Consider the following 21,953-nt stretch of genomic DNA (forward strand, 5'->3'; position numbering starts at 1 on the left):
CTAACCCCAGCAGCGGCGCGGGCGCGAGTGCCGGGGCCACCACGGCCCCGCTGCTACAATTCGCGCCTTTCCCGCCGCGTGCCTGCACGCGGCCGGTGCCAGCCGATCCTACCGGGCCAGCCATGACCAGTACCGCGCAACTCACTTCGCCCTCTTCCGCCGACCTGCTCGACCGTGATTACACGCTCGACCACAAGTACACCCGCAGTGAGGGGCGGATCTACCTGAGTGGTGTGCAGGCGCTGGTCCGGCTGCCGCTGATGCAGCGCCTGCGCGACGCCGCCGAAGGCATCGACAGCGCCGGCTTTGTCAGCGGCTACCGTGGCAGCCCGCTGGGTGGCTTCGACCTGGAGCTGTGGCGCGCGCGCAAGCATCTTGAAGCCGCCAAGGTGAAGTTCACCCCGGGCCTGAACGAGGACCTCGGCGCCACCATGGTGTGGGGCACGCAGCAGACCAACCTGTTCCCCGGCGCCAACGTGCAGGGCGTGTTCGGCATGTGGTACGGCAAGGGCCCGGGCGTGGACCGCTGCGGCGACGTGTTCAAGCACGCCAATGCGGCCGGCACCTCGCGCTACGGCGGCGTGCTGGCGCTGGCCGCCGATGACCATGCCTGCCGCAGTTCGACCCTGCCGCATGGCAGCGAGGACGAGTTCGTCAGCGCGATGATGCCGGTGCTGAACCCGGCCGGCGTGCAGGACATCCTCGACATGGGCCTGCTGGGCTGGGCGATGAGCCGCTATACCGGCCGCTGGGTCGGCTTCAAGACCATCGCCGAGACGGTGGAATCGTCGGCCTCGGTCGAGGTCGACCCGCTGGCCCGGCGTATCGTGCTGCCGGAAGATTTCGACATGCCCAGCGGCGGCCTCAACATCCGCTGGCCGGACCCGCCGCTGGACCAGGAGATGCGCCTGCACCGCTATGCGGTGAAGGCCGCGCAGGCGTTCGCCCGCGCCAATGGCATCGACAAGGTGGTGATGGACGCGCCGCGCGCGCGGCTGGGCATCGTCACCACCGGCAAGAGCTACCTGGACGTGCTGCAGGCGCTGGAATACCTGGGCCTGGACGAAGCGGCCTGCGCCGACATCGGCATCCGCGTGTACAAGGTCGGCATGACCTGGCCGCTGGAGCCGCAGGGCATCGCGCGCTTCGCGCAGGGCCTGGACGACATCATCGTGGTGGAGGAGAAGCGTGCCTTCATCGAGCGCCAGATGAAGGAGCAGTTCTTCAACTGGCCAGCCAGCTGGGGCCAGCGCCCGTCCATCGTCGGCAAGTACGACGAGAGCGGCGAGTGGATCCTGCCGTCCACCGGTGAGCTGACGCCAGCCACCATCGCCGGCGTGATCGGCCGCCGCATCCAGAAGTTCTTCAACAACGAATCGATCGAACAGCGCCTGCAGTGGATGCAGGAAAAGGAAGCCGAGCTTGCGTTGCCCCGCGCCAGCTTCCCGCGCGTGCCGCACTACTGCTCCGGTTGCCCGCACAACACCTCCACCCAGGTTCCGGAAGGCTCGCGTGCACTGGCCGGCATCGGTTGCCATTACATGGTGACCTGGATGGACCGCAGCACCGACACCTTCACCCACATGGGCGGCGAAGGCGTGACCTGGGCCGGGCAGGCGCCGTTCACCGATACTCCGCACGTGTTCCAGAACCTGGGCGACGGCACCTATTTCCACAGCGGCTCGCTGGCGATCCGCCAGGCGGTGGCTGCCGGGGTGAACATCACCTACAAGATCCTCTACAACGATGCGGTGGCGATGACCGGCGGCCAGCCGGTGGACGGCCCGTTGAGCGTGCCCGACATCGCCAGGCAGATGCGCGCCGAAGGCATCCACACCATCGTGGTGCTGTCGGACAACATCGGCAAGTGGACCGGCCAGCGCGAACATTTCCCCAGCGACGTCGAGTTCCACGACCGCAGCGAACTGGACGCGGTGCAGAAGCGCCTGCGCGAAGTGAAGGGTGTTTCGATCCTGATCTACGAACAGACCTGCGCCACCGAGAAGCGTCGCCGCCGCAAGCGCGGCAAGCTGGAAGACCCGCAGAAGCGCGTGCTGATCAACTCGCTGGTCTGCGAAGGCTGCGGTGACTGCGGCAAGAAGAGCTTCTGCGTCTCGGTGCTGCCGAAGGAAACCGAGTTCGGGCGCAAGCGCGAGATCGACCAGTCCAACTGCAACAAGGACTATTCCTGCGTGAATGGTTTCTGCCCGAGCTTCGTCACCGTGCACGGTGGCCAGCCGCGCAAGGGCAGCAAGCGCGATGCCTCCACGCTGCTGGACAACCTGCCTGCACCGACCATCCGCGGCACGCTCGAACAGCCCTGGAACATCCTGATCACCGGCGTCGGCGGTACCGGTGTGGTGACCATCGGCGCACTGCTGGGCATGGCCGGCCACCTGGAAGGCAAGGGCGCGACCGTGCTCGACCAGACCGGCCTGGCGCAGAAGGGTGGCGCGGTGACCACGCACATCCGCATCGCATGCCGACCGGACGACATCCACGCCGTGCGCATCGCCGCCGGTGAAGCCGACCTGGTGCTGGGCTGCGACATGGTGGTGGTCAATGACTACTGGGCACTGTCGAAGGTGCGCGCCGGTCGCTCGCAGGTGGTGCTGAACACCTACGAAGCGATGCCGGGCACGTTCACCACCCGTCCGGACATGCAGTTCCCCGCTGCCGACATCGTCGCCGGCGTGCGCGTAGCCCTGGGCGGCCAGGAGCCGCTGCTGCTCGATGCCACCCAGCTGGCCACTGCGCTGCTGGGCGATGCCATCGCCGCCAACCTGTTCATCCTCGGCTACGCCTGGCAGCAGGGCCTGGTACCGCTGTCGTTCGCATCGCTGATGCGCGCCATCGAACTCAATGGCGCCGCCGTGGCGATGAACCAGCAGGCGTTTGCCTGGGGTCGCCTGGCGGCGGTCGATCCGCAGGCCGTGCAGCAGGCTGCCGGCCTGGTGCGCAACCGCCACACCGATACCGAATCCACCCCGGGCCCGCTGCACCCGCTGCCGCCGGGCGAGTGGGAAGGCAACGAGTGGGGCGCCACCGCTGCGCCGCGCAACACCGGCGACGAACGCGAACTGCGCGGCCTGCCCTCGCATGGTGGCGACGTGGCGTTCCTGCCGCTGGACGACGCGCGCCTGTCGCGCTCGCTGGATGAAATGATCGAGCGCCGTGCCGCCTTCCTTGTCGAGTACCAGGATGCCGCCTACGCCAACCGCTACCGTGATCTGGTGGCGCGCGTGCGCGCCACCGAGGCCGACCGCATCGGCGGTTCCACCGCGCTGACCGAGACCGTGGCCCGCTACCTGTTCAAGCTGATGGCGTACAAGGACGAGTACGAAGTGGCCCGCCTGTACACCAGCGGCGACTTCCAGCGCCGCCTGCAGCAGCAGTTCGAGGGCGACTACCAGCTGCGCTTCCACCTTGCGCCGCCGCTGTTCGCGAAGAAGGACGAGCAGGGCCGGCTGCTGAAGAAGGAATACGGCCCGTGGATGTTCAAGGCCTTCGGCCTGCTGGCGAAGCTGAAGTTCCTGCGCGGCGGGCGCCTTGATGTGTTCGGGCGCACCGAGGAGCGCCGGATGGAGCGCCAGCTGATTGCCGATTACGAGGCGACCGTGCAGCTGCTGCTGGACGGGCTGGAGGATGATCGGCTGTCGCTGGCGGTGGAGATCGCCAGCGTGCCCGAACACATCCGCGGCTTCGGCCACGTCAAGGAAGCCCACTTCGCACAGGCCAAGGCGCGTGAAGCCGCCCTGCTGGCGCAGTGGCGCAACCCGAAGGCGCTGCATATCGTGCAGGTGGCCTAACCGGCAGCAGGACCCGACCGGCCCTGGGCCGACTGCCCGGGAAGGGTCTCGCGCTGGAGACGCTGGCGATGAATGCCAGCGAACGTCGACATTTCAGAAATTGTCGCCGTTCAGTGACATTTTTGAAATGTTATCGAACGGCGACTTTTGATTAAATGTTGCCGAGCGCATACATTCGGCATATGGACGTCCTGCGAACTTCCCGAGACCTGGGCGTGGTCATCCGCCAGCGTCGCAAAGCACTCCGTTGGGATCAGGCCCAGCTGGCCGAACGCGTAGGCGTCAGTCGGCAATGGGTCATCGAAATGGAGAAGGGCAAGCCACGGGTGGAGCTGCAACTGGTGCTGCGGACGCTCAACGTCCTCGGCCTGATACTGGCTACGGGCACCGTCGAGGGAATGGTCTCCTCCGCTGCATCGACGGAAATGCCTCTGGAACTGCCTGATATCGACACTATCGTGGATGGCAACGGGCTGCGCCCGGATGAGCACCGCGCGACTGCCATGACGTTGGGGCGTAGAAAGCCCCACAAGGCCGTCTGACAGCCCCTTCCTCCCGGACATCGTGCCTCCCGCATGGACCTCAACGTACTCCTTTCCAACAGACTGGCTGGATACCTGGGACAGGATGCACATGGCCATCCGACATTCCGGTACGCAGACAGCTGGCGCCAGACGCCGGGCGCCTATCCCTTGTCACTTGCACTTCCATTGGCAGAGAACAGCACGCCCGCTGCCACGCTCTCTGCGGTCCTGTGGGGGCTGCTTCCCGACAACGAGGCCCTTCTGCAGCGATGGGCTTCCCGGTTCCATGTTTCGTCCCGCAACCCGGTCGCGTTGCTGTCACACGTCGGTGAAGACTGTGCCGGTGCGGTCCAGTTCGTACGAGGCGAACGGCTCGCCGCCGTGCTTGCCGGTGAAGACGATCGGCAGGAGCCGCTGTCGCTCCATGAGGTCGCCCAGCGCCTTCAGCGGATCCGAGTGGACCAGATTGCAGCGCGGCAACCCGATGATGTCGGCCAGTTCAGCCTGGCCGGGGCGCAACCCAAGATCGCCCTGATGCAACGCGACGATGGAGGTTGGGCAATTCCGGCCGGTCGCATCCCCACCACCCATATCCTCAAACCCCCCAGTGGCGACTACGACGGATTCGTGGAGAACGAGGTCTTCTGTCTGCGCCTGGCCAGTCAACTCGGCATGTCGGCTGCGTCCACTGAAATGATCTGCATGGAGGATGCACAGGCCATTGCGGTGACGCGCTTCGACCGCGTACGAACAGCGCAGGGTTGGCAACGCGTTCACCAGGAAGACTTCTGTCAAGCGCTGGGTGTCATGCCACACATCAAGTACCAGAATCAGGGCGGACCGGGGCCGGCCGATCTGGCGCGCGTGCTTTGGGAACATTCCAGCAAGCCGCGAGCGGATGTCGAAAGACTGCTGCAGGCACTGCAGTTCAACTATCTCATTGGCGGCACTGACGCACATGCCAAGAACTATTCGCTGCTGATCGGCGCACAAGGAAACGTTCGCCTTGCCCCGCTGTATGACATCTCAAGTGCACTGCCCTATGCATATCTGCAGCAACGCAAGATCAAGATGGCCATGAAGATAGGCAGTCATTACCGCTGGTGGGATGTCCGCCTGGCGGATTGGGAGGCCACCGCTGATGGAATGAAGCTGGACCCGCAGAAAGCACTGTCGGGCCTGTTCGACATGGCAACACAGCTGCCCGGCATCGCCCGGGCATTGCTTGCGGAGCTGCAGGCAGAGGGGATGCGCCACCCGGTTCTGGAACGTCTGGTGGACGGCATCAGTGCAAGCTGCCAGCGCTGCCTGCGTCAATTCGAACAATCCGCTACCTGATCACCCCAGCCGCCACAGCAGCAGCCGGTTGTTGGCCGGCATCGCCACGTCGCGCAGGCGGGTGAAACCATTGTCCGCGGCCAGCGCCTGCACGGCTTCCACGTCGCGGATGCCGCTGCGCGGGTCGCGCGCCTTCAGCCAGCCATCGAACTGCGCGTTGCTGTGGCTGGTGTAGCGGCCGCCATAGTTGAACGGGCCGTACACCGCCAGCAGCGCGCCGTGGCGCAGCAGCGGCGGCAGCGCGGCGAACAGCGCCTGTACGTGGTCCCAGCTCATGATGTGCAGTGTGTTGGCGCTGAACGCGGCGTCGAACGTGCTGCCCTCAGGCAGTACCAGGCCCGGCGCGGGCGGCAGCTCCACCTGCAGGGCCACGGGCGACAGCAGATTGAGCAGCGCCGCCTCGGCGCGCCACGCCTCGATGCCAGGCAGATGGTCGGCATGATCGCTGGGCTGCCAGCGCAGCCACGGCCAGCGCTCGGCGAAGAAGGCGGCGTGCTGGCCGGTGCCGCTGCCGATCTCCAGCACCCGGTGGCGATCGCCCATCCACGGGTCGAGCGCAGCCGCGATGGGTTCGCGGTTGCGTTCGCAGGCTTCTGAGTGCGGCTTGCTCGACATCGGGACGGGGTCCGGGCGGGGTCGGCACCATTGTGCACGAGGGGGGTGCTCGGCAGGGCTGCGCCCTGCACCCGCCGAGAGCAAGAGCAACAGCAAAAGCAGAAGCGGGCTCCCTGAGGGATGGCGGGGTGGGTCCGGTTGCGGGGGACGCCGTAAACCCGTCCTTGGGGGCTTGGCCGCGGCATCCATGCCGCGGACACCCCCGCAACCGGACCCACCCCGCCTTCGACAGTTTCCTGCGGTCTGTTGGAACGGATCTGACCCCGGATTCATTTCGATATCTGACAGATTGTGTCGACCAAGGTCGACACCTACCAACAGCCGCAGGAATCTGTCAGAGGTGGGGCTGTGTCGGATTGCGGGATGTCAGCCGCATGGATGCGGCTGCCAAGCCTCCATGGACGGATTCACGGCGTCCCCGCAATCCGACACCGCCCCGCCCACCCACGGAATGCCCGCTATTGACGTTGCCCTGGCTTGAAGCAGGTGCAGGGCTGCAAGCCCTGCCGAAACCCGCACCAACCATGACTGCAGTCACTTGCCCGCACGCGCCGCGCTGGCGAAAGTCGAGGAGTTGACGTGATCGGTCCGGCCCGTTGCCAACCGCACGCAAGCGAGAGAGAGAAACGCTGTGCAACGACGTGAGTTCCTGGCTTTTTCCGGTCTGGGCCTGGCGGGTCTGCTGCTGCCGCATTCCCGGGCCATCGCCGCCGAGCAGCTGCTCGCCCCGGTCGATACCGCCCAGCGCCGGCGCTTGGCCGAGGTCGCACTGGCCGCCGCGCGCGCCGCCAATGCCAGCTACTGCGATGTACGCATCGGCCGCTATCTCAACCAGTCAGTCATCACCCGCGAGCACCAGGTCGGCAACGTGACCAACCGCGAATCGTCCGGCGTGGGCGTGCGGGTGATCGTCAACGGCGCCTGGGGCTTCGCTGCCACCCATCAGCAGAGCGAAGCCGCCGTGCGCGCCGCGGTCGAGCAGGCTGCGGCGATCGCGCGCGCCAATGCCGGTATCCAGACCCGGCCGGTGCAGCTGGCGCCGACGCCGTCGGTCGGCGAGGTGCGCTGGCAGACGCCAGTGCGGAAGAACGCCATGGCGGTGCCGATCCATGACAAGGTCGAGCTGCTGCTGGCACTCAATGCCGCGGCGCTGAATGCGGGCGCCGACTACATCAATTCCACCCTGTTCCTGGTCAACGAACAGAAGTACTTCGCCTCCAGCGACGGCTCGTTCATCGACCAGGACATCCACCGCATCTGGCTGCCGTTCACCGCCACCGCCATCGACAAGGCCAGCGGCAGGTTCCGCACCCGCGCCGGCCTGTCCTCGCCGATGGGCATGGGCTACGAATTCCTGGATGGCGATGCACGCGGCAAGGTGCAGCTGCCCGGCGGCATCACCGCCTACCGCGATTCCTACGATCCGATCGAGGACGCCATTGCCGCCGCCCGCCATGCGCGCGAGAAACTGAAGGCGCCCTCGGTGAAGCCCGGCAAGTACGACCTGGTGCTGGACCCGTCCAACCTGTTCCTGACCATCCACGAGAACGTCGGCCACCCGCTGGAACTGGACCGCGTGCTTGGCTATGAAGCCAACTACGCCGGCACCAGCTTCGCCACGCTGGACAAGCGCGATGCCGGCTTCCGCTGGGGCAGCGACATCGTCACCTTCTTCGCCGACAAGACCCAGCCGGGCAGCCTCGGTGCGGTGGGCTACGACGATGAAGGGGTGAAGACCCAGCGTTGGGACCTGGTGCGCGACGGCATTCTGGTCGACTACCAGGCCACGCGCGATGAGGCCCATATCCTCGGCCGCGACGCCTCGCACGGCTGCAGTTATGCCGATTCCTGGTCCAGCGTGCAGTTCCAGCGCATGGCCAATGTCTCCCTGGCACCAGGCAAGCAGCCGCTCAGTGTCGAGGACATGATCAAGGACGTGGAGAACGGCATCTGGATCCATGGCCGTGGTTCGTACTCGATCGACCAGCAGCGCTACAACGCCCAGTTCGGTGGCCAGCTGTACTACCAGATCAAGAACGGAAAGATCACCGGCATGGTCGAGGATGCGGCCTACCAGATCCGCACGCCGGAGTTCTGGAACGCCTGCACCGCCATCTGCGATGAACGCGACTTCCGCCTGGGCGGTTCGTTCTTCGACGGCAAGGGCCAGCCCGGCCAGGTCTCGGCGGTGTCGCACGGTTCGTCCACCACCCGCTTCAACGGCATCAACATCATCAACACCGCGCGCAGTCTCGGCGCTTGAGCCACCCATCCTTCGATATGGAGAGCAGCCTTGCAAAGACGTGACTTCCTGGCCCTGACCGGGCTTACCGCGGGCGGGCTGATCGTGCCCTCCTTCTTCGGCAAGGTGATCGCCGCCGAACAGCTGCAGTCCAGCCTGGACCTGGGCCTGAAGAAGCGCCTGGCCGACGCCGCGCTGCAGGCCGCGCGCGCGGCCGGTGCCACCTACTGCGATGTGCGCATCGGCCGCTACCTGCGCCAGTTCGTGATCACCCGCGAAGACAAGGTGCAGAACGTGGTCAACACCGAGTCCACCGGTGTGGGCATCCGCGTGATCGTCAACGGCGCCTGGGGCTTCGCCGCCACCAACGCGCTAGGCACCGCCGACGTGGCCCGTGCCGCGCAGCAGGCCGCCGCGATTGCCAAGGCCAATGCCGGCGTGCAGACCGCGCCGGTGCAGCTGGCCAAGGCGCCGGGCGTGGGTGAAGTGAGCTGGCGCACGCCGATCCGCAAGAACGCGATGGAGGTGCCGATCAAGGACAAGGTCGGGCTGCTGCTGGACGTCAACGCGGCCGCGATGGGCGCCGGTGCCAGCTTCGTCAACTCGATGCTGTTCCTGGTCAACGAGCAGAAGTACTTCGCGTCCACCGATGGTTCCTACATCGACCAGGACGTGCACCGCATCTGGGCGCCGATGACGGTCACCGCCATCGACAAGTCCAGTGGCAAGTTCCGTACCCGCTCCGGGCTGTCCTCACCGATGGGCCTGGGCTACGAGTACCTGGACGGTGCCGCCGCCGGCAAGGTGGTCAGCCCGAACGGCGTGGTCAACTACAGCACCTCCTACGACATGAAGGAAGACGCCATCGCCGCGGCCCGGCAGGCGCAGGAGAAGCTGAAGGCACCGTCGGTGAAGCCGGGCAAGTACGACCTGGTGCTCGACCCGTCGCACACCTGGCTGACCATCCACGAATCGATCGGCCACCCGCTGGAACTGGACCGCGTTCTCGGCTACGAGGCCAACTACGCCGGCACCAGCTTCGCCACCCTGGACAAGCGCGAACAGCACTTCAAGTACGGCAGCGAGCTGGTCAACATCTTCGCCGACAAGACCCAGCCAGGCAGCCTCGGCGCGGTGGCGTACGATGATGAAGGCGTGAAGTGCAAGCGCTGGGACCTGATCAGCAATGGCAAGCTGGTGGATTACCAGACCATCCGCGACCAGGCCCACATCCTCGGCAAGACCGAGTCCGACGGTTGCTGCTATGCGGACTCGTGGTCCAGCGTGCAGTTCCAGCGCATGGCCAACGTGTCGATGGCACCGGGCAAGAAGCCGCTGAGCGTGCCGGACCTGATCAAGGACGTGGAGAGCGGCATCTACATCATCGGTGATGGTTCGTTCTCGATCGACCAGCAGCGCTACAACGCGCAGTTCGGCGGCCAGCTGTTCTACGAGATCAAGAACGGCCAGATCACCCGGATGCTGGAAGACGTGGCCTACCAGATCCGCACGCCGGAATTCTGGAATGCCTGCACCGCCGTGGCCGACGAGCGCGACTACCGCCTGGGCGGTTCGTTCTTCGACGGCAAGGGCCAGCCGGGCCAGGTCTCGGCGGTCTCGCACGGTTCGTCCACCGCGCGCTTCAACGGCATCAACGTCATCAACACCGCACGCAGCCTCGGCTGACCGGTCAGGAGCCCTTACACCATGAGTATCTTCACCGAAGCCCAGGCCAAGGCCATCCTCGACAAGGTCATTGCCCTGTCCAAGGCCGACGAGTGCACCGCCCTGCTGGCCGGCGCGATCAGCGGCAACATCCGCTTCGCACTGAACAACGTTTCCACCAGCGGGATTGTCGACAATACCGAGCTGGCGGTCACCGTCGCCTTCGGCAAGCGCGTCGGCACTGCCTCGATCAACGAGTTCGACGATGCCGCGCTGGAGCGCGTGGTGCGCCGTGCTGAAGACCTGGCGCGCCTGGCCCCGGAAAACCCGGAGTTCATGCCGGCCATCGGCAAGCAGAGCTACCGTGCCAGCCCGACCTTCAGCGAGTCCACTGCCGCGATCGATCCGGCCTTCCGTGCCAAGGTTGCCGCCGATTCGATCGCGCCGTGCCGTGGCCATGGTCTGATCGCCGCCGGCTTCCTCGAAGACGGTCAGGGCTTCCAAGCCACCGCCAACAGCAACGGCAACTTCGCCTACCAGCGCACCACCAACTTCGATTACACCTGCACCGTGCGTACCGAAGATGGCCGTGGTTCGGGCTGGGTCGGCCGCAACCTGAAGGATGCGGCGGACTTCAGGGCGGACCAGGACATCCGCATCGCCATGCGCAAGGCCACTGAATCGGCCGAAGCCAAGGCGCTGGAGCCGGGCAAGTACACGGTGATCCTGGAGCCGGCTGCAGCAGCGGGCCTGATCAGCTTCATGATGAATTTCTTCAGCGCACGCTCGGCCGATGAAGGCCGCAGCTTCCTGTCCAAGAAGGGCGGCGGCAACAAGCTGGGCGAGCAGGTCTACGACCCGCGGGTGACCATGATCGCTGACCCGTGGCATCCGGATGCACCGGTGCTGCCGTGGGACAACGAGGGACTGCCCCGCGAGCGCATGGCCATCATCGAGAACGGCAGGATCGCCAACCTGGATTACTCGCGCTTCTGGGCGCAGAAGCAGGGCAAGACCGCCAAGGCTTCGCCAGGCAACCTGCTGATGAGCGGTGGCGACAAGAGCACCGCCGAGCTGGTGCGCGGCACCCAGAAGGGCATCCTGGTCACCCGTACCTGGTACATCCGCATGGTCGATCCGCAGACCGTGCTGCTGACCGGGCTGACCCGCGACGGCACCTTCTACATCGAGAACGGCCAGATCAAGCACCCGGTGAAGAACTTCCGCTTCAACGAATCGCCGGTGATCATGCTCAACAACATCGAAGAGCTGGGCAAGCCGGTGCGTGTGGCCGGTGATGAATCCAGCTACGTGATGATGATCCCGCCGATGAAGCTGCGCGATTTCACCTTCACCTCGCTGTCCGACGCGGTCTGATGGACCGCCGGGCCTGCCTGCGCTGGTTGGCCGCTGCCGCTTCGGCGGCGGCGCTGCCGGCCTGGGCACAGGCAGGCCCGCGCAGTTCGCGCTACGACTTCTGGTTCACCCGCCTGCAATATGACTCCGGTGACTGGGACGTGGATGCGCGCATGCCGTCCAACCTGATCACCTCGCTGATCGACTACACTTCGCTGCGGGTGGACCCGCAGGAACACGTGGTGGCACTGGCCGACCCACGCATGCTGGAAGCGCCGTTCTGCTACCTGGCCGGGCATACGCTGGTGGAGTTCAACGCCGCCGAACGGCAGAACTTCGTGCGCTACGTTCGCAACGGCGGCTTCGTCTTCGTCGACGACTGCAACCATGACATCGACGGCCTGTTCGCCACCTCGTTCGAGGCGCAGATGGGCCGCCTGTTCGGGCCCAGGGCATTGCAGAAGCTGCCCAACAGCCACGCGCTGTACCGCAGCTTCTTCCGCTTCCCCGACGGCCCGCCCGCCACCAGCTTTGAACTGAACGGCTGGGGCGACGACCTCGTGCACGACTACCTGAAGGGCATCGAGGTCGATGGCCGGCTGGGCCTGCTCTACAGCAACAAGGACTATGGCTGCGAGTGGGACTACGACTGGCGCAACAAGCGCTTCCTGGCCGAAGACAACACCCGCTTCGGCGTCAACATCGTGATGTACGCGCTGAACAATTGATAGGACCTGCACGCCCATGACCGCCCCCGACCTCGATTCCCTGCTGCCGCGCCTGCACGATCTTCGCGCTGCGCTCGCACGCGCCGTGGTGGGCCAGAACACCGTGGTCGAACAGCTGCTGATCGGCCTGCTGGCCGGCGGCCACTGCCTGCTGGAAGGTGCGCCCGGCCTGGGCAAGACCCTGCTGGTGCGCTCGCTCGGGCAGGCGCTGGAACTGCAGTTCCGGCGCGTGCAGTTCACCCCCGACCTGATGCCCAGCGACATCCTCGGCACTGAGCTGCTGGAGGAGGACCACGGGACCGGCCATCGCCATTTCCGCTTCCAGCAGGGCCCGATCTTCACCAACCTGCTGCTCGCCGACGAGCTCAACCGCACCCCGCCCAAGACCCAGGCGGCGCTGCTGGAGGCGATGCAGGAGCGCACGGTCAGCTACGCGGGCACCACCTATGCGCTGCCCGCGCCGTTCTTCGTGCTGGCCACGCAGAACCCGATCGAGCAGGCGGGCACTTACCCGCTGCCGGAAGCACAGCTGGACCGCTTCCTGCTGCACGTGCTGGTGGATTACCCCAGCGAGGACGAGGAGCGGCAGATCCTGGAGCAGACCACCGGCGGCGCCACCGACGCAGTGCCGAAGGTGATGGATGCCGAAGCCGTGATCGCGTTGCAGGCCGCCGTGCGCCAGGTGCATGTCAGCCCCGATGTGCTGGCCTGGATCACCCGCCTGGTGCGTGCCAGCCGGCCGGGCGAAGGCGCGCCGGCGGCGATCAACCAGTGGGTGAAGTGGGGCGCCGGTCCGCGTGCCGGGCAATCGCTGGTACTTGCGGCGAAGGCACGCGCACTGCTGCAGGGCCGTTTCGCCGCCACCCGTGAGGATGTGCAGGCGCTGGCCGCACCGGTGATGCGCCATCGCCTGCTGCTGTCGTTCGCCGCCGAGGCCGAGCAGAAGCGTGCCGACGACGTGGTCGCCGCGCTGCTGCAGGCCGTGCCGTTCCCGGGTTGAGCCACGCGTGAACGCAGGTGCGCCGTTGACCCTACCGCCGGAACTGCGTGCGCGCCTGCGCCTGCTGCGGTTGCGGCCGCGCCTGGCCAGCGGGGCGAGCGGCATCGGCCAGCACCCCAGCCGCAGCCGCGGTGCCGGGCTGGAATTCGCGCAGTACCGCGCTTACGAGCCGGGCGACGAACTGCGCCAGATCGACTGGAAGCTGTACGCGCGCTCGGACCGCTTCTTCGTGCGCGAATCCGAACGCGAAAGCCCGATCACGGTCTGGCTGCTGCTCGACGCCACCGCCTCGGCCGGCCAGGCCGATCGCGCGGCACCGCAGCGCACGCGCCTGGACCATATGCGCGGCGTGGCCGCATGCCTGGTCGAACTGGCCCTGCAACAGGGCGACCGTTTCGGCGTGCTGGCGATCAATGGCGATGGCCTGCAACTGGTACCGGCCGCGAACGGCGCGCGCCAGCGCGACCGTGTGCTTCTGCAGTTGCAAGCGCTGCAGGCGCGCGGCGGCTGGCCCGTGGCCGAACGCTTGCGCCCGCTGTGGGAGCGCGTGCGCCCCGGCGATCTGCTGCTGGCGATCGGTGATGGCTTCGATGACGCCGCCATCGTGCTGCTGGAACACCTCGCCAGCGCGCGCCGCGAGGTGATGCTGCTGCAGGTGCTGACCGCCGACGAGCGCGACTTCCCCTTCGATGCCGGCCATCGCTTCCGCGATCCGGAAACCGGCGAGGAACTGCTGGGCGATGGCGCCGCGATCCGCGCCGACTACCTGCAGCGCTTCGCCGCCGCACACAGCGCCCTGCACGCACGCCTGCAGGCCAGCGGCATCATCAGCGCCACCGGCTGGCTGGACCAGCCCCTGGACCAGCCGTTGCAGGCGCTGTTCGGCCGCGGGGAGGGCGCATGAACCTGCTGTTCCCGCTGGGCCTGGCCGCGCTCGCTGCATGGCTGCTGCCGTTGTTGATCCACCTCGCCCGCCGCCATCCATATACACCGCTGGATTTCGCCGCGCTGCGCTGGTTGCGCGCGCAGATCCGGCCGCGCCAGCGCATCCGCTTCGATGACTGGCCGTTGCTGCTGGTGCGGCTGTTACTGCTGGCAGCCTTGGCGCTGTTGCTGGCGCGGCCCGCGCTGACGGGCCCGGCGGCGGCCCCCGCTGCATGGACCGTGGTAGCGCCGGGACTGGATGCCATGGCACTGCGTGGAACGGCCGAGGATGGCAACTGGCACTGGCTGGCGCCTGGCTTCCCCACCATCGACCGGGCACCACCGGTCTCGAGCGCCACCCTGCCCAGCCTGCTGCGCGAACTGGACGCGAAGCTGCCTACCGGTACCGCCTTGACCGTGCATGTGCCCGATCCGCTGCCCAGCCTGGACGGCACGCGCCTGCAACTGTCACGCGATGTGCAATGGCGGCCACAGCCGTTGCTGGTCACCGGGCAGCATCCCGCGGCGCCCTCGCCGCGACTGCGCGTGCACAGCGGGGCGTCGGCCACAGCCCAGCGCTGGCTGGGTGCGCTGCAACGCGCGTGGGGCGCGCAGGCAGGGCTCGTAACGCTGGCAGCGGATGCCCTGCCCGAACGCGGCGAAATCGGCGTATGGAGCCGCAGCGATGCACTGCCGGCGAATTGGCAGGCGTGGCTGCGCGACGGCGGCCACGTATTGGCCGCCACCCCGCCCGCCGCAGAGGCGAACGTGCGGCTGCGCGATGCCGACGGCCAACCACTGCTGTGGCAGCAACGCATCGGCCAAGGCCAACTGCTGTCGCTGCCCGGCGACTGGAATGCCGCCAGCAACACGGCGCTGCGCGATCCAGGGTTGCCGCGTGCCCTGCTGTTGGCCCTGCAACCGCCTGCGCCGCCTCGGCTGGGCGATGCGCAGGACCAGGCACCACGCACGGCCTTGCTGCCTGCGACAACGCCCCCCGTGCGTGAACCAACCTCCTGGCTGCTGCTGGCCATCGTGCTGCTGTTCGCCCTGGAACGCTGGATGGCCAGCAGCGCCCGGCGCCGGGTGGCGGCATGAACGCGTTGCAGCGTGCCTGGCAGCGTGCGCGGCGCCGGCGCGCCCTGATCACCCTGTTGCTTGGCCTGCCGTTGGCGCTGGCCGCCACCGCGCTGGCGCTGCGCCTGGCCGGCTTCGATCCGGCCTGCGTGGTTGGCACGCTCGTCGTGCTCGCCTGCGCCACCGTTGCGACGGCGCGCGCCCGCCGGCTCGACCGTCAGTGGCTGCAGCGGCAACTTGATGCCAGTGGCACCAGCGAGGACAGCGCGGACTTGTTGTTCGCCGAGGCCGCCACGCTCAATCCGCTTCAGCAGCGTCAACGCACCCACGTGCTGGCCACGCTGGAGCGCTACATGCCGGAGCTGCGACCGCGCTGGCCACGCGCGGCGCTGGCCCTGTGCTGGATTGCGGGCCTGACCATCGCACTGCTGGCACTCGGCTGGCCGCGCTCGAACAGCGGGCCCACCGCCGCTGCACCCACAGCGCACGACACCGCCATGCCCGCGGGCCCACTGCACCTGCAGTCCACCCGCCTGCGCGTCGACGCGCCGGCCTACACCGGCCAGGCGACGCTCACCCAGAATGCATTGGATGCCAAGGTTGCCGCCGACAGCCGGCTGTCGTGGTCGTTGCGCTTCGACCGCGTACCGGACAAGGCGTGGCTGCAGTTCCACGATGGCCGGCGCCTGCCGCTGAACGAGCAGGACGGGCAATGGCAGGCGCAGGACGTGGCACGCGCGCCGGCGCTGTATCGCGTGGTGAGCGAACCGGCACTGGCCGAGACGCGCCTGCATCGGCTGGACGTGGTGGCCGACCGTACACCCTCCGTGCGCGTGCTGGAGCCGGCAGCCAGCCTGGTGCTGGCCTCGCCCGGACAGCGCCAATGGTCGCTGCGCTTCGAGGCCAGCGACGACTACGGCGTGGCCGCACAGGCAACGCTGTCGATCACCACCACCCAGGGCAGCGGGGAGAACATCACCTTCGTGAAACGTAGTGTCACGCTTGCCGGCAGCGGCGAAGCCACCGCTCGACGTTTCGCCCACACCCTTGATCTGGCTGCGCTGGGCGCGCAGCCCGGCAACGATGTGATCGCCCAGCTCGAGGTGCGCGACAATCACGCACCCACGCCACAGACGGGGCGCAGCAACAGCGTCATCCTTCGCCTGCCCAGTGCCGAGGTCGCGCTTGGTGCCGAACTGGAAGGACGCATCAAGAAGACGCTGCCGGCCTACTTCCGCAGCCAGCGACAGATCATCATCGATGCGGAGGCGTTGATCCGGCAGCGACCTGGCCTGGCCGCTGATGACTTCATCAAGCGAAGCGATGCGATCGGTGTCGACCAGCGCATCCTGCGCCTACGCTACGGCCAGTTCCTGGGCGAGGAGAGCGAAGGCGCACCGAAGCCGCCGCCGACCAGCGACCTGCCCACCAGCGATGCGCCGACCGCAGATGACCACGGCGACGATCACGAGCACGACCCTGGCTCGCAGGCCGGTGCGCATGACGACCATGGCCATGATCATGGCGGTACAGCCAACGCAGATGCCCCGCCGGTGTTCGGCAGCGCGACCGACGTGCTATCCGAGTACGGACACACCCACGACCACGCCGAGGCGGCCACCCTGCTCGATCCGCAGACCCGTGCCACGCTGAAGGCCGCGCTGGACCAGATGTGGTCGGCCGAAGGCGAGCTGCGCCAGGGCCGCCCGGCGCAGGCCCTGCCCTTCGCCTACAAGGCACTGGGCTTCATCAAGCAGGTGCAGCAGGCCGAGCGCATCTACCTGGCCCGGGTCGGGCCGGAGCTGCCCCCCATCGATGAAAGCCGACGGCTGGGTGGCGATCGCGCCGGGCTGGCCAGTCGCGAACTGCCGTTGGCCGCGCGCACGCCGCCGGACCCGGCCATTGTCGAAGCCTGGCAGCGTCTCGGCGATGACATCGGCACACCCGATCTCGATGCGCTCGCTACCTGGCAGCAACGCAACGCTACCTACCTGCCCGATGCACTGGACCTGGCAGCCGCCATCGAGCAGCTGCGCATCGAGCCCGGCTGCCGCGACTGCCGCCAGCGCCTGCGTGCGCAGCTGTGGCGTGCCCTGCAGCGTCCGTTGCCGCAGGTGATGCGGCGCAGTGCGGCCGATGCGATGGGGCAACGGTATCTCGACGCGCTGGAGGCAACACCATGAGCGCCTCCGGATCGAGCCTGTGGATTGCGCTGGCACTCGCCCTGGTCGTGGTCATCGCCAGCCTGCGCCAGTTGCGCGGAGGTCCAGCGCATCGCGGCCGCCAGTGGATCATGATCGGGCTGCAGATCATCGCCGCCACGTTGCTGTATCTGTGCCTGGTACCTCCTACGCATCAGCGACCTGCCGCTGGCCTGGTCGTGCTCGGCGCCCAGGCCGACAAGGCGGGTGCGGTGCCAGCCAGTGAAGGTCCGCTGCTGCTGTTGCCGGAAGCGGGCGATGTACCCGGCGGCCAGCGCGTACCGGATCTGGCCACCGCGCTGCGCCAGCATCCGGCATCCACGCTCACCCTGGTCGGTGCCGGCCTGGCTGCGCGCGATCGCGACGCGGAACTGCCAGCCGACGTGCGTTGGCAGGCGGCACCCGCACCGCGCGGCTGGGTCGCCCTGCAGCCACCTGCCGACGTTGCTCCCGGCGGACGCTTCGAGGTACAGGCGCAGGCTCGTGGCACGGCAAAGGCGAAGGCAGAGTTGCTGGACCCGGCCGACACCGTGGTCGATCGCGCGGACGTTGCCGGGGACGGCCGCGTCCAGCTCAGCGGCATCGCCCGCGCCGAAGGCCGCAGCATGTTCCGGCTGCGCCTGCTCGACGCCGAAGGCCATGTGGTGGACAGCGTACCGGTGCCGCAGCAGACGTTGCCGGCAGCGCCCCTGCGCCTGTTGGTGCGTGCCAGCGCGCCCGGCCCGGAACTGAAGTACCTGCGGCGTTGGGCCGCCGACGCGGGCCTGCGCGTGCAGGCGCAGGCCGATACCGGTGCCGGGCTCAGCGTGGGCGATGGCGTGGTCCCGATCGATGCCCCAACGCTGGCGCGCAGCGACCTGCTGCTGCTGGACGAACGCAGCCTGGCTGCCTTGAAGGCAGGCCAGCTGGCCGTCGTGCGCCAGGCGCTGCGCGACGGCCTGGGTGTGCTGGTACGCAGTGCGGGGGCACCTTCGGCCAGCGCGCGGCAGCGCCTGTATGATCTTGGCCTGCCCGTGCAGGGCGATGGCAGCAGCCACGCCCTCGAACTACCCAGCGACGGTGACAGCGAAGTCCTTGCCGCGCGCCGTGGCCCGCTTGCCGCCGGCACACTGCCGACCAGCTACGGCGAAGAGGCCGACCGCAGCTCGCACAGCGCCGCGCTGCCCTCGCTGGAAGCACTGGCGCTGCAGGCGCCGGGCAGCAACGCGCTGCTGCACGATCGGGGTGGCAAGGCCGTCGGCAGCTGGCGCGCGGCTGGCAAGGGCCGCATCGCCGTACTGCCAATCACCGACAGCTGGCGCTGGGTGCTGGCGGGCCGCGACGACCGTCACGGTGAACTGTGGAGCAGCGTGGTGGCCACGCTGGCGCGCGCACAGGGCAGCGATGATGTGCTGTGGTCGCCTCAGGCGATTGCCTGGGCAGGAGAGCGGCAGGCACTGTGTGGCGTGCAGGCACCGCTGCAGGCCTTCAACCCGCGCGGTGACAGCGTGCCGCTGATCATCGATGGTGCGACATCGGCGCTGCGGTGCGCCGGTTGGTGGCCGCGCGCGTCCGGCTGGCAGCGCCTGCAGCATGGGGACACTACCGTCTGGCGCTATGTATTCGACCCGAAGGACGCAGCTGCACTGCATCGGCAGGCGATGATCGATGCGACCACGCAGGCGCTGGCCCGCAGCGTGCCCGCGAATGCGCGGGTGACGCAGCCGGTGCCGGGTTCGCGCTGGCCCTGGTGGCTGGCTTTCGTGCTGTGCGCCGCGCTGCTGTGGTGGCTTGAACGGCGGCGCTGACCTGGGGCCGGATACCTTTCGGCCGCGAAAGGGCTCCGACCCCAACGGCTGGATCGCGAACCGCATCCACGCATGGCGTGGATCTACTGGCCCCTCATGCGCCCTTCAACGTTTTCCCGCGCGGCGGTACACGCCATTGAAGCGCACGTTCATGCCACCACACTCGCTGTTGTCGGCCACGATCAGCACCTCGCCCAGCGAGTGCACGCGCACCCTGCAGGTGTCCTCGACGAATTCCACATCAGCACCACGCGGCGTCGCCCGCGCTTCCACCTGGCCCATGTTCGGCCCGTAGGGACGCTGCTCCGGCGTGGGGTTGGCAGAGGGCCAGTAGGCGTCGCCGTCCACATGCAGCTGCCCGCCCTGCACCGAGATGCGCAGACCGTTGTCGCCATCCTTCCAGTCGCCCACCCAGTCCTGCAGCGACGGCGTGCGGGCCGGCAACACCTGCAGCTTGCTGCGGTCAACCCACCCGGCGCTGCCACCCACCTTGTTCGGGAAGAACGCGCAGCGATAGCTCCCCAGGTCGCGCCCGGTCACCAGCGTATCGCCACTTACCACGTAGCTGCGCTGGCGACAGGCCGGCTCGCCCTTGGCCGGGCAGCCGTCCATGTCGCCCAGCAGGTACAGGCGGGGAGCACCCACCACCTTGGCCAGGGCAAAGCCCGATTGCTGCGAGGGAAACGCGCCGTTGCGGCAGGAACCATCGTCAGCCAGGTCAGTGGCGATGGCAGCGAACGGGCTCAGCGTCGCGAGCAGGATCAGGGAGCGCAGCAGCATCCAGGCAGTCTCGTGGGGGAACCGCCGAAGGATACGCCCTACTTCACCGGCGGTGCGTCACAGCCGTCCTGCTCCTGGCAGAACTGCAACGCGCGCCGCTGCTGCTCGGCGCTGAGCTCGGGCGGCGGCCGCGCGACCGCCGCCTGGATCTGCGAAGGGCCACCGGTGAGCTTGTTCACACCTTTGGCAGCCGCCATCACACCCTTCACCACGCCCATCATGATGTAGCCGCCACTCATGCTGACCTGCTCCGGCGAGGGCGGTTCGCTCCAGTCACGGCTGAAGCGGTTGTCGCCGAACTTCACCGGGTTCTTGAAGCGGTACAGGTCCAGCGGCTCGTCATCGGGCTTGAGTGCGCGCACCTCGCCAAGGGTGGTGACGTTGTCCTGCGGCAGGGCGGTGGAAACCGGCGCGGTGGTTGCCGCCGGCGCATCCGCAGCGGCTGCAGGCACGGGTACGGGCACCGCCACCGGCGCTGCCTGCTGCGCCTGCGCGATGCCCGCCAGCAACAGGCTGGCCAGCAGCGCTCCCTGCGTTCCACGTCGTGCCACAGCCATCCACCCTGTTGGTTGCGTCCAGTGAACAAGGATACGGATGCGGGCTTCAGATTTCGTTGGCATCGGCGGGGGCATTCAGGGTGTATCACGCATCGTCGCTGCGCGGCCTGAGCGCCGAAGTTTGCAACGAACTTCATTCCCCTCGGGAAGCGGGGTCGGCATCCTGCGGTTTTCCCGGTAAGGCCCTCCTTGATGACAGCTCCCTCCGCACGCCCGCCGCGTCGGCCGGTCGCCTGCTGATGTCGCGCGCAGCAGTACTGGTTGGTCTGGCGGTTGTGTGCCTGATGGTCATCGCGACCGCCGCCGAATGGACATCGCGTGTCCGCGCAGGCCTCGCCTCGCTGCGCCGGAGCAGCACGCTGCGGACGCTGGGCGCGGACGAACACATGGCACTGGCACCGGTGCGCGCGTTGACCGGCTGTGACCATGACGACCAGATAAAGCGGCTGAGTGGAGCCTTCACCGGCGGGACGTGGCGGAACAGCTTCCCGGTCGGTGACGGCTTTCTGGGTGGCATACCCGTGCTGGTGCCAAGACAGGCATGGCCCTATCTCTCGGAAGACAATCAAGCTGACGTGGTACTGGGTGAACACGTGGCCATGGTGGTGCGTCTGAATGGCTTCACCATCGCTGCTGCACGGCCGGATGCAGCCACCAGCCGCGTCTGTGGCGAACGCCTGGAGACACCCGAAGAAGTTTCGATGCGACGGGGTCCCCGCCTGCGCCCTTCCCCGCTGCTGATTGCCATGCTGGCGCTGTGGGCCGCCGCCGGCGTTCCGGGCCTGCTCGCCATGCCGTTGCTCGCCATCGCCGGTCTTGCGGCCTGGCTGGGCCTCCCTCGCCGCAACGGCCCTGCGACTGCGCAGCGCGTGCTGCGGGTCCGCGGGCGCCTGCGCGCGTACCAGCGTACTGCCGAGACATCACGGGTGTGGTTGCTGGGTAGTGACCGGCGTGTGCAGCTACCAGAGAAATGGGAGCACGCTGCGGCATTCTCCCGCGGGCGCTCGATGCTGCTGGAAGTGCGCACCTGCGATGGATGGGTACTCGGCGCGGGCACGGCATGGTGCCTGGCCAGTGACCGACGGCGCTATCCGCCCACGGGAGGGTTCTGGCAACTGGCGTGGCTGGGCCTGCTGTTGTGCGTGCTGGTCTTCGGCGCCGCCTGGATGCCGGTGTCGCAGCGCCTGGCGCTGGGCTGGCCGCTTGCGTCTGGCTGGCAGGCGGTGGCATTGCTGGCGCTGGGCTGGCACGCGGTGCGGTTTGTGATCTGCATGGTGCAGCTCCACCGCCGCAACGAGGCGCTTGACGCGGACATCGCGCAGCGTCCGGACCCGTGGCACTGAACGGTTC

The 21,953-nt window shown here is 67.8% G+C and carries 16 protein-coding genes; 13 read left to right on the forward strand and 3 right to left on the reverse strand.

Annotated elements, in window-relative coordinates:
• Window positions 1–122: 122 nt before the first annotated feature.
• The 3 genes from AC5P8Z_RS14840 (at window position 123) to AC5P8Z_RS14850 (ending at window position 5,671) form a co-directional block, all read left to right on the forward strand.
• On the forward strand, window positions 123–3,809 hold the full coding sequence (locus AC5P8Z_RS14840; protein WP_495229396.1) for an indolepyruvate ferredoxin oxidoreductase family protein: 3,687 nt from the start codon (window positions 123–125) through the stop codon (window positions 3,807–3,809).
• A 215-nt stretch (window positions 3,810–4,024) separates the two neighbouring features.
• Entirely contained in the window at window positions 4,025–4,351 is a 327-nt protein-coding gene (locus tag AC5P8Z_RS14845) for a helix-turn-helix domain-containing protein (protein WP_422353682.1), read from the forward strand.
• A gap of 33 nt (window positions 4,352–4,384) precedes the next feature.
• Window positions 4,385–5,671 (forward strand): type II toxin-antitoxin system HipA family toxin, encoded by a 1,287-nt coding sequence (locus tag AC5P8Z_RS14850; RefSeq protein ID WP_295566567.1) that lies wholly within the window; start codon window positions 4,385–4,387, stop codon window positions 5,669–5,671.
• On the opposite strand, the gene AC5P8Z_RS14855 is transcribed toward AC5P8Z_RS14850, so the two are convergent.
• Complete coding sequence (locus tag AC5P8Z_RS14855) at window positions 5,672–6,286, reverse strand: DUF938 domain-containing protein (RefSeq protein ID WP_495229397.1); 615 nt, start codon at window positions 6,284–6,286, stop codon at window positions 5,672–5,674.
• A 631-nt stretch (window positions 6,287–6,917) separates the two neighbouring features.
• On the opposite strand from AC5P8Z_RS14855, the gene AC5P8Z_RS14860 reads away from it, so the two are divergent.
• The 9 genes from AC5P8Z_RS14860 to AC5P8Z_RS14900 are packed head-to-tail and all read left to right on the forward strand — an operon-like array spanning window position 6,918 to window position 19,266.
• Window positions 6,918–8,549 (forward strand): TldD/PmbA family protein, encoded by a 1,632-nt coding sequence (locus tag AC5P8Z_RS14860; RefSeq protein WP_495229398.1) that lies wholly within the window; start codon window positions 6,918–6,920, stop codon window positions 8,547–8,549.
• 30 nt (window positions 8,550–8,579) lie between these two features.
• Window positions 8,580–10,214 (forward strand): TldD/PmbA family protein, encoded by a 1,635-nt coding sequence (locus AC5P8Z_RS14865; protein ID WP_495229399.1) that lies wholly within the window; start codon window positions 8,580–8,582, stop codon window positions 10,212–10,214.
• A 21-nt stretch (window positions 10,215–10,235) separates the two neighbouring features.
• Window positions 10,236–11,570 carry a TldD/PmbA family protein gene (locus AC5P8Z_RS14870; protein ID WP_495229400.1) on the forward strand — a complete coding sequence of 445 codons (1,335 nt, stop codon included), beginning with the start codon at window positions 10,236–10,238 and terminating at the stop codon, window positions 11,568–11,570.
• Entirely contained in the window at window positions 11,570–12,277 is a 708-nt protein-coding gene (locus tag AC5P8Z_RS14875; RefSeq protein ID WP_049430856.1) for a DUF4159 domain-containing protein, read from the forward strand. Before AC5P8Z_RS14870 ends, AC5P8Z_RS14875 begins: the two co-directional genes overlap by 1 nt.
• Window positions 12,278–12,293: 16 nt before the next feature.
• Window positions 12,294–13,277 (forward strand): AAA family ATPase, encoded by a 984-nt coding sequence (locus AC5P8Z_RS14880; RefSeq protein ID WP_286070522.1) that lies wholly within the window; start codon window positions 12,294–12,296, stop codon window positions 13,275–13,277.
• 7 nt (window positions 13,278–13,284) lie between these two features.
• On the forward strand, window positions 13,285–14,181 hold the full coding sequence (locus AC5P8Z_RS14885) for a DUF58 domain-containing protein (RefSeq protein ID WP_495229401.1): 897 nt from the start codon (window positions 13,285–13,287) through the stop codon (window positions 14,179–14,181).
• Window positions 14,178–15,299 carry a BatA domain-containing protein gene (locus AC5P8Z_RS14890; RefSeq protein ID WP_495229402.1) on the forward strand — a complete coding sequence of 374 codons (1,122 nt, stop codon included), beginning with the start codon at window positions 14,178–14,180 and terminating at the stop codon, window positions 15,297–15,299. Before AC5P8Z_RS14885 ends, AC5P8Z_RS14890 begins: the two co-directional genes overlap by 4 nt.
• On the forward strand, window positions 15,296–17,461 hold the full coding sequence (locus tag AC5P8Z_RS14895) for a hypothetical protein (RefSeq protein WP_495229403.1): 2,166 nt from the start codon (window positions 15,296–15,298) through the stop codon (window positions 17,459–17,461). The genes AC5P8Z_RS14890 and AC5P8Z_RS14895 overlap by 4 nt, the downstream gene beginning before the upstream one ends.
• Window positions 17,458–19,266: a hypothetical protein gene (locus AC5P8Z_RS14900; RefSeq protein WP_495229404.1), complete on the forward strand. Its 1,809-nt coding sequence runs from the start codon at window positions 17,458–17,460 to the stop codon at window positions 19,264–19,266. Before AC5P8Z_RS14895 ends, AC5P8Z_RS14900 begins: the two co-directional genes overlap by 4 nt.
• A gap of 105 nt (window positions 19,267–19,371) precedes the next feature.
• Here AC5P8Z_RS14900 and AC5P8Z_RS14905 read toward each other — a convergent pair whose 3' ends face one another.
• Both AC5P8Z_RS14905 and AC5P8Z_RS14910 read right to left on the reverse strand, forming a co-directional pair.
• Window positions 19,372–20,046, reverse strand: coding sequence for a hypothetical protein (locus AC5P8Z_RS14905; RefSeq protein WP_286070517.1), 675 nt, complete (start codon window positions 20,044–20,046; stop codon window positions 19,372–19,374).
• A gap of 38 nt (window positions 20,047–20,084) precedes the next feature.
• Complete coding sequence (locus AC5P8Z_RS14910; RefSeq protein WP_295566544.1) at window positions 20,085–20,603, reverse strand: hypothetical protein; 519 nt, start codon at window positions 20,601–20,603, stop codon at window positions 20,085–20,087.
• Window positions 20,604–20,683: 80 nt separating this feature from the next.
• Between AC5P8Z_RS14910 and AC5P8Z_RS14915 the strand changes: the two genes are divergently transcribed.
• Entirely contained in the window at window positions 20,684–21,946 is a 1,263-nt protein-coding gene (locus AC5P8Z_RS14915; RefSeq protein WP_495229405.1) for a hypothetical protein, read from the forward strand.
• Window positions 21,947–21,953: the final 7 nt, after the last annotated feature.

This window comes from Stenotrophomonas sp. YJH_SMC_17 (assembly GCF_059371655.1).

Excerpts from the sequence above, each read along its gene's own strand:
- AC5P8Z_RS14840 (WP_495229396.1), top strand. The coding sequence starts at position 123 with ATGACCAGTACCGCGCAACTCACTTCGCCCTCTTCCGCCGACCTGCTC.
- AC5P8Z_RS14875 (WP_049430856.1), top strand. The coding sequence starts at position 11,570 with ATGGACCGCCGGGCCTGCCTGCGCTGGTTGGCCGCTGCCGCTTCGGCG.
- AC5P8Z_RS14900 (WP_495229404.1), top strand. The coding sequence starts at position 17,458 with ATGAGCGCCTCCGGATCGAGCCTGTGGATTGCGCTGGCACTCGCCCTG.
- AC5P8Z_RS14890 (WP_495229402.1), top strand. The coding sequence starts at position 14,178 with ATGAACCTGCTGTTCCCGCTGGGCCTGGCCGCGCTCGCTGCATGGCTG.
- AC5P8Z_RS14880 (WP_286070522.1), top strand. The coding sequence starts at position 12,294 with ATGACCGCCCCCGACCTCGATTCCCTGCTGCCGCGCCTGCACGATCTT.
- AC5P8Z_RS14870 (WP_495229400.1), top strand. The coding sequence starts at position 10,236 with ATGAGTATCTTCACCGAAGCCCAGGCCAAGGCCATCCTCGACAAGGTC.
- AC5P8Z_RS14910 (WP_295566544.1), bottom strand. The coding sequence starts at position 20,603 with ATGGCTGTGGCACGACGTGGAACGCAGGGAGCGCTGCTGGCCAGCCTG.
- AC5P8Z_RS14905 (WP_286070517.1), bottom strand. The coding sequence starts at position 20,046 with ATGCTGCTGCGCTCCCTGATCCTGCTCGCGACGCTGAGCCCGTTCGCT.
- AC5P8Z_RS14895 (WP_495229403.1), top strand. The coding sequence starts at position 15,296 with ATGAACGCGTTGCAGCGTGCCTGGCAGCGTGCGCGGCGCCGGCGCGCC.
- AC5P8Z_RS14850 (WP_295566567.1), top strand. The coding sequence starts at position 4,385 with ATGGACCTCAACGTACTCCTTTCCAACAGACTGGCTGGATACCTGGGA.
- AC5P8Z_RS14855 (WP_495229397.1), bottom strand. The coding sequence starts at position 6,286 with ATGTCGAGCAAGCCGCACTCAGAAGCCTGCGAACGCAACCGCGAACCC.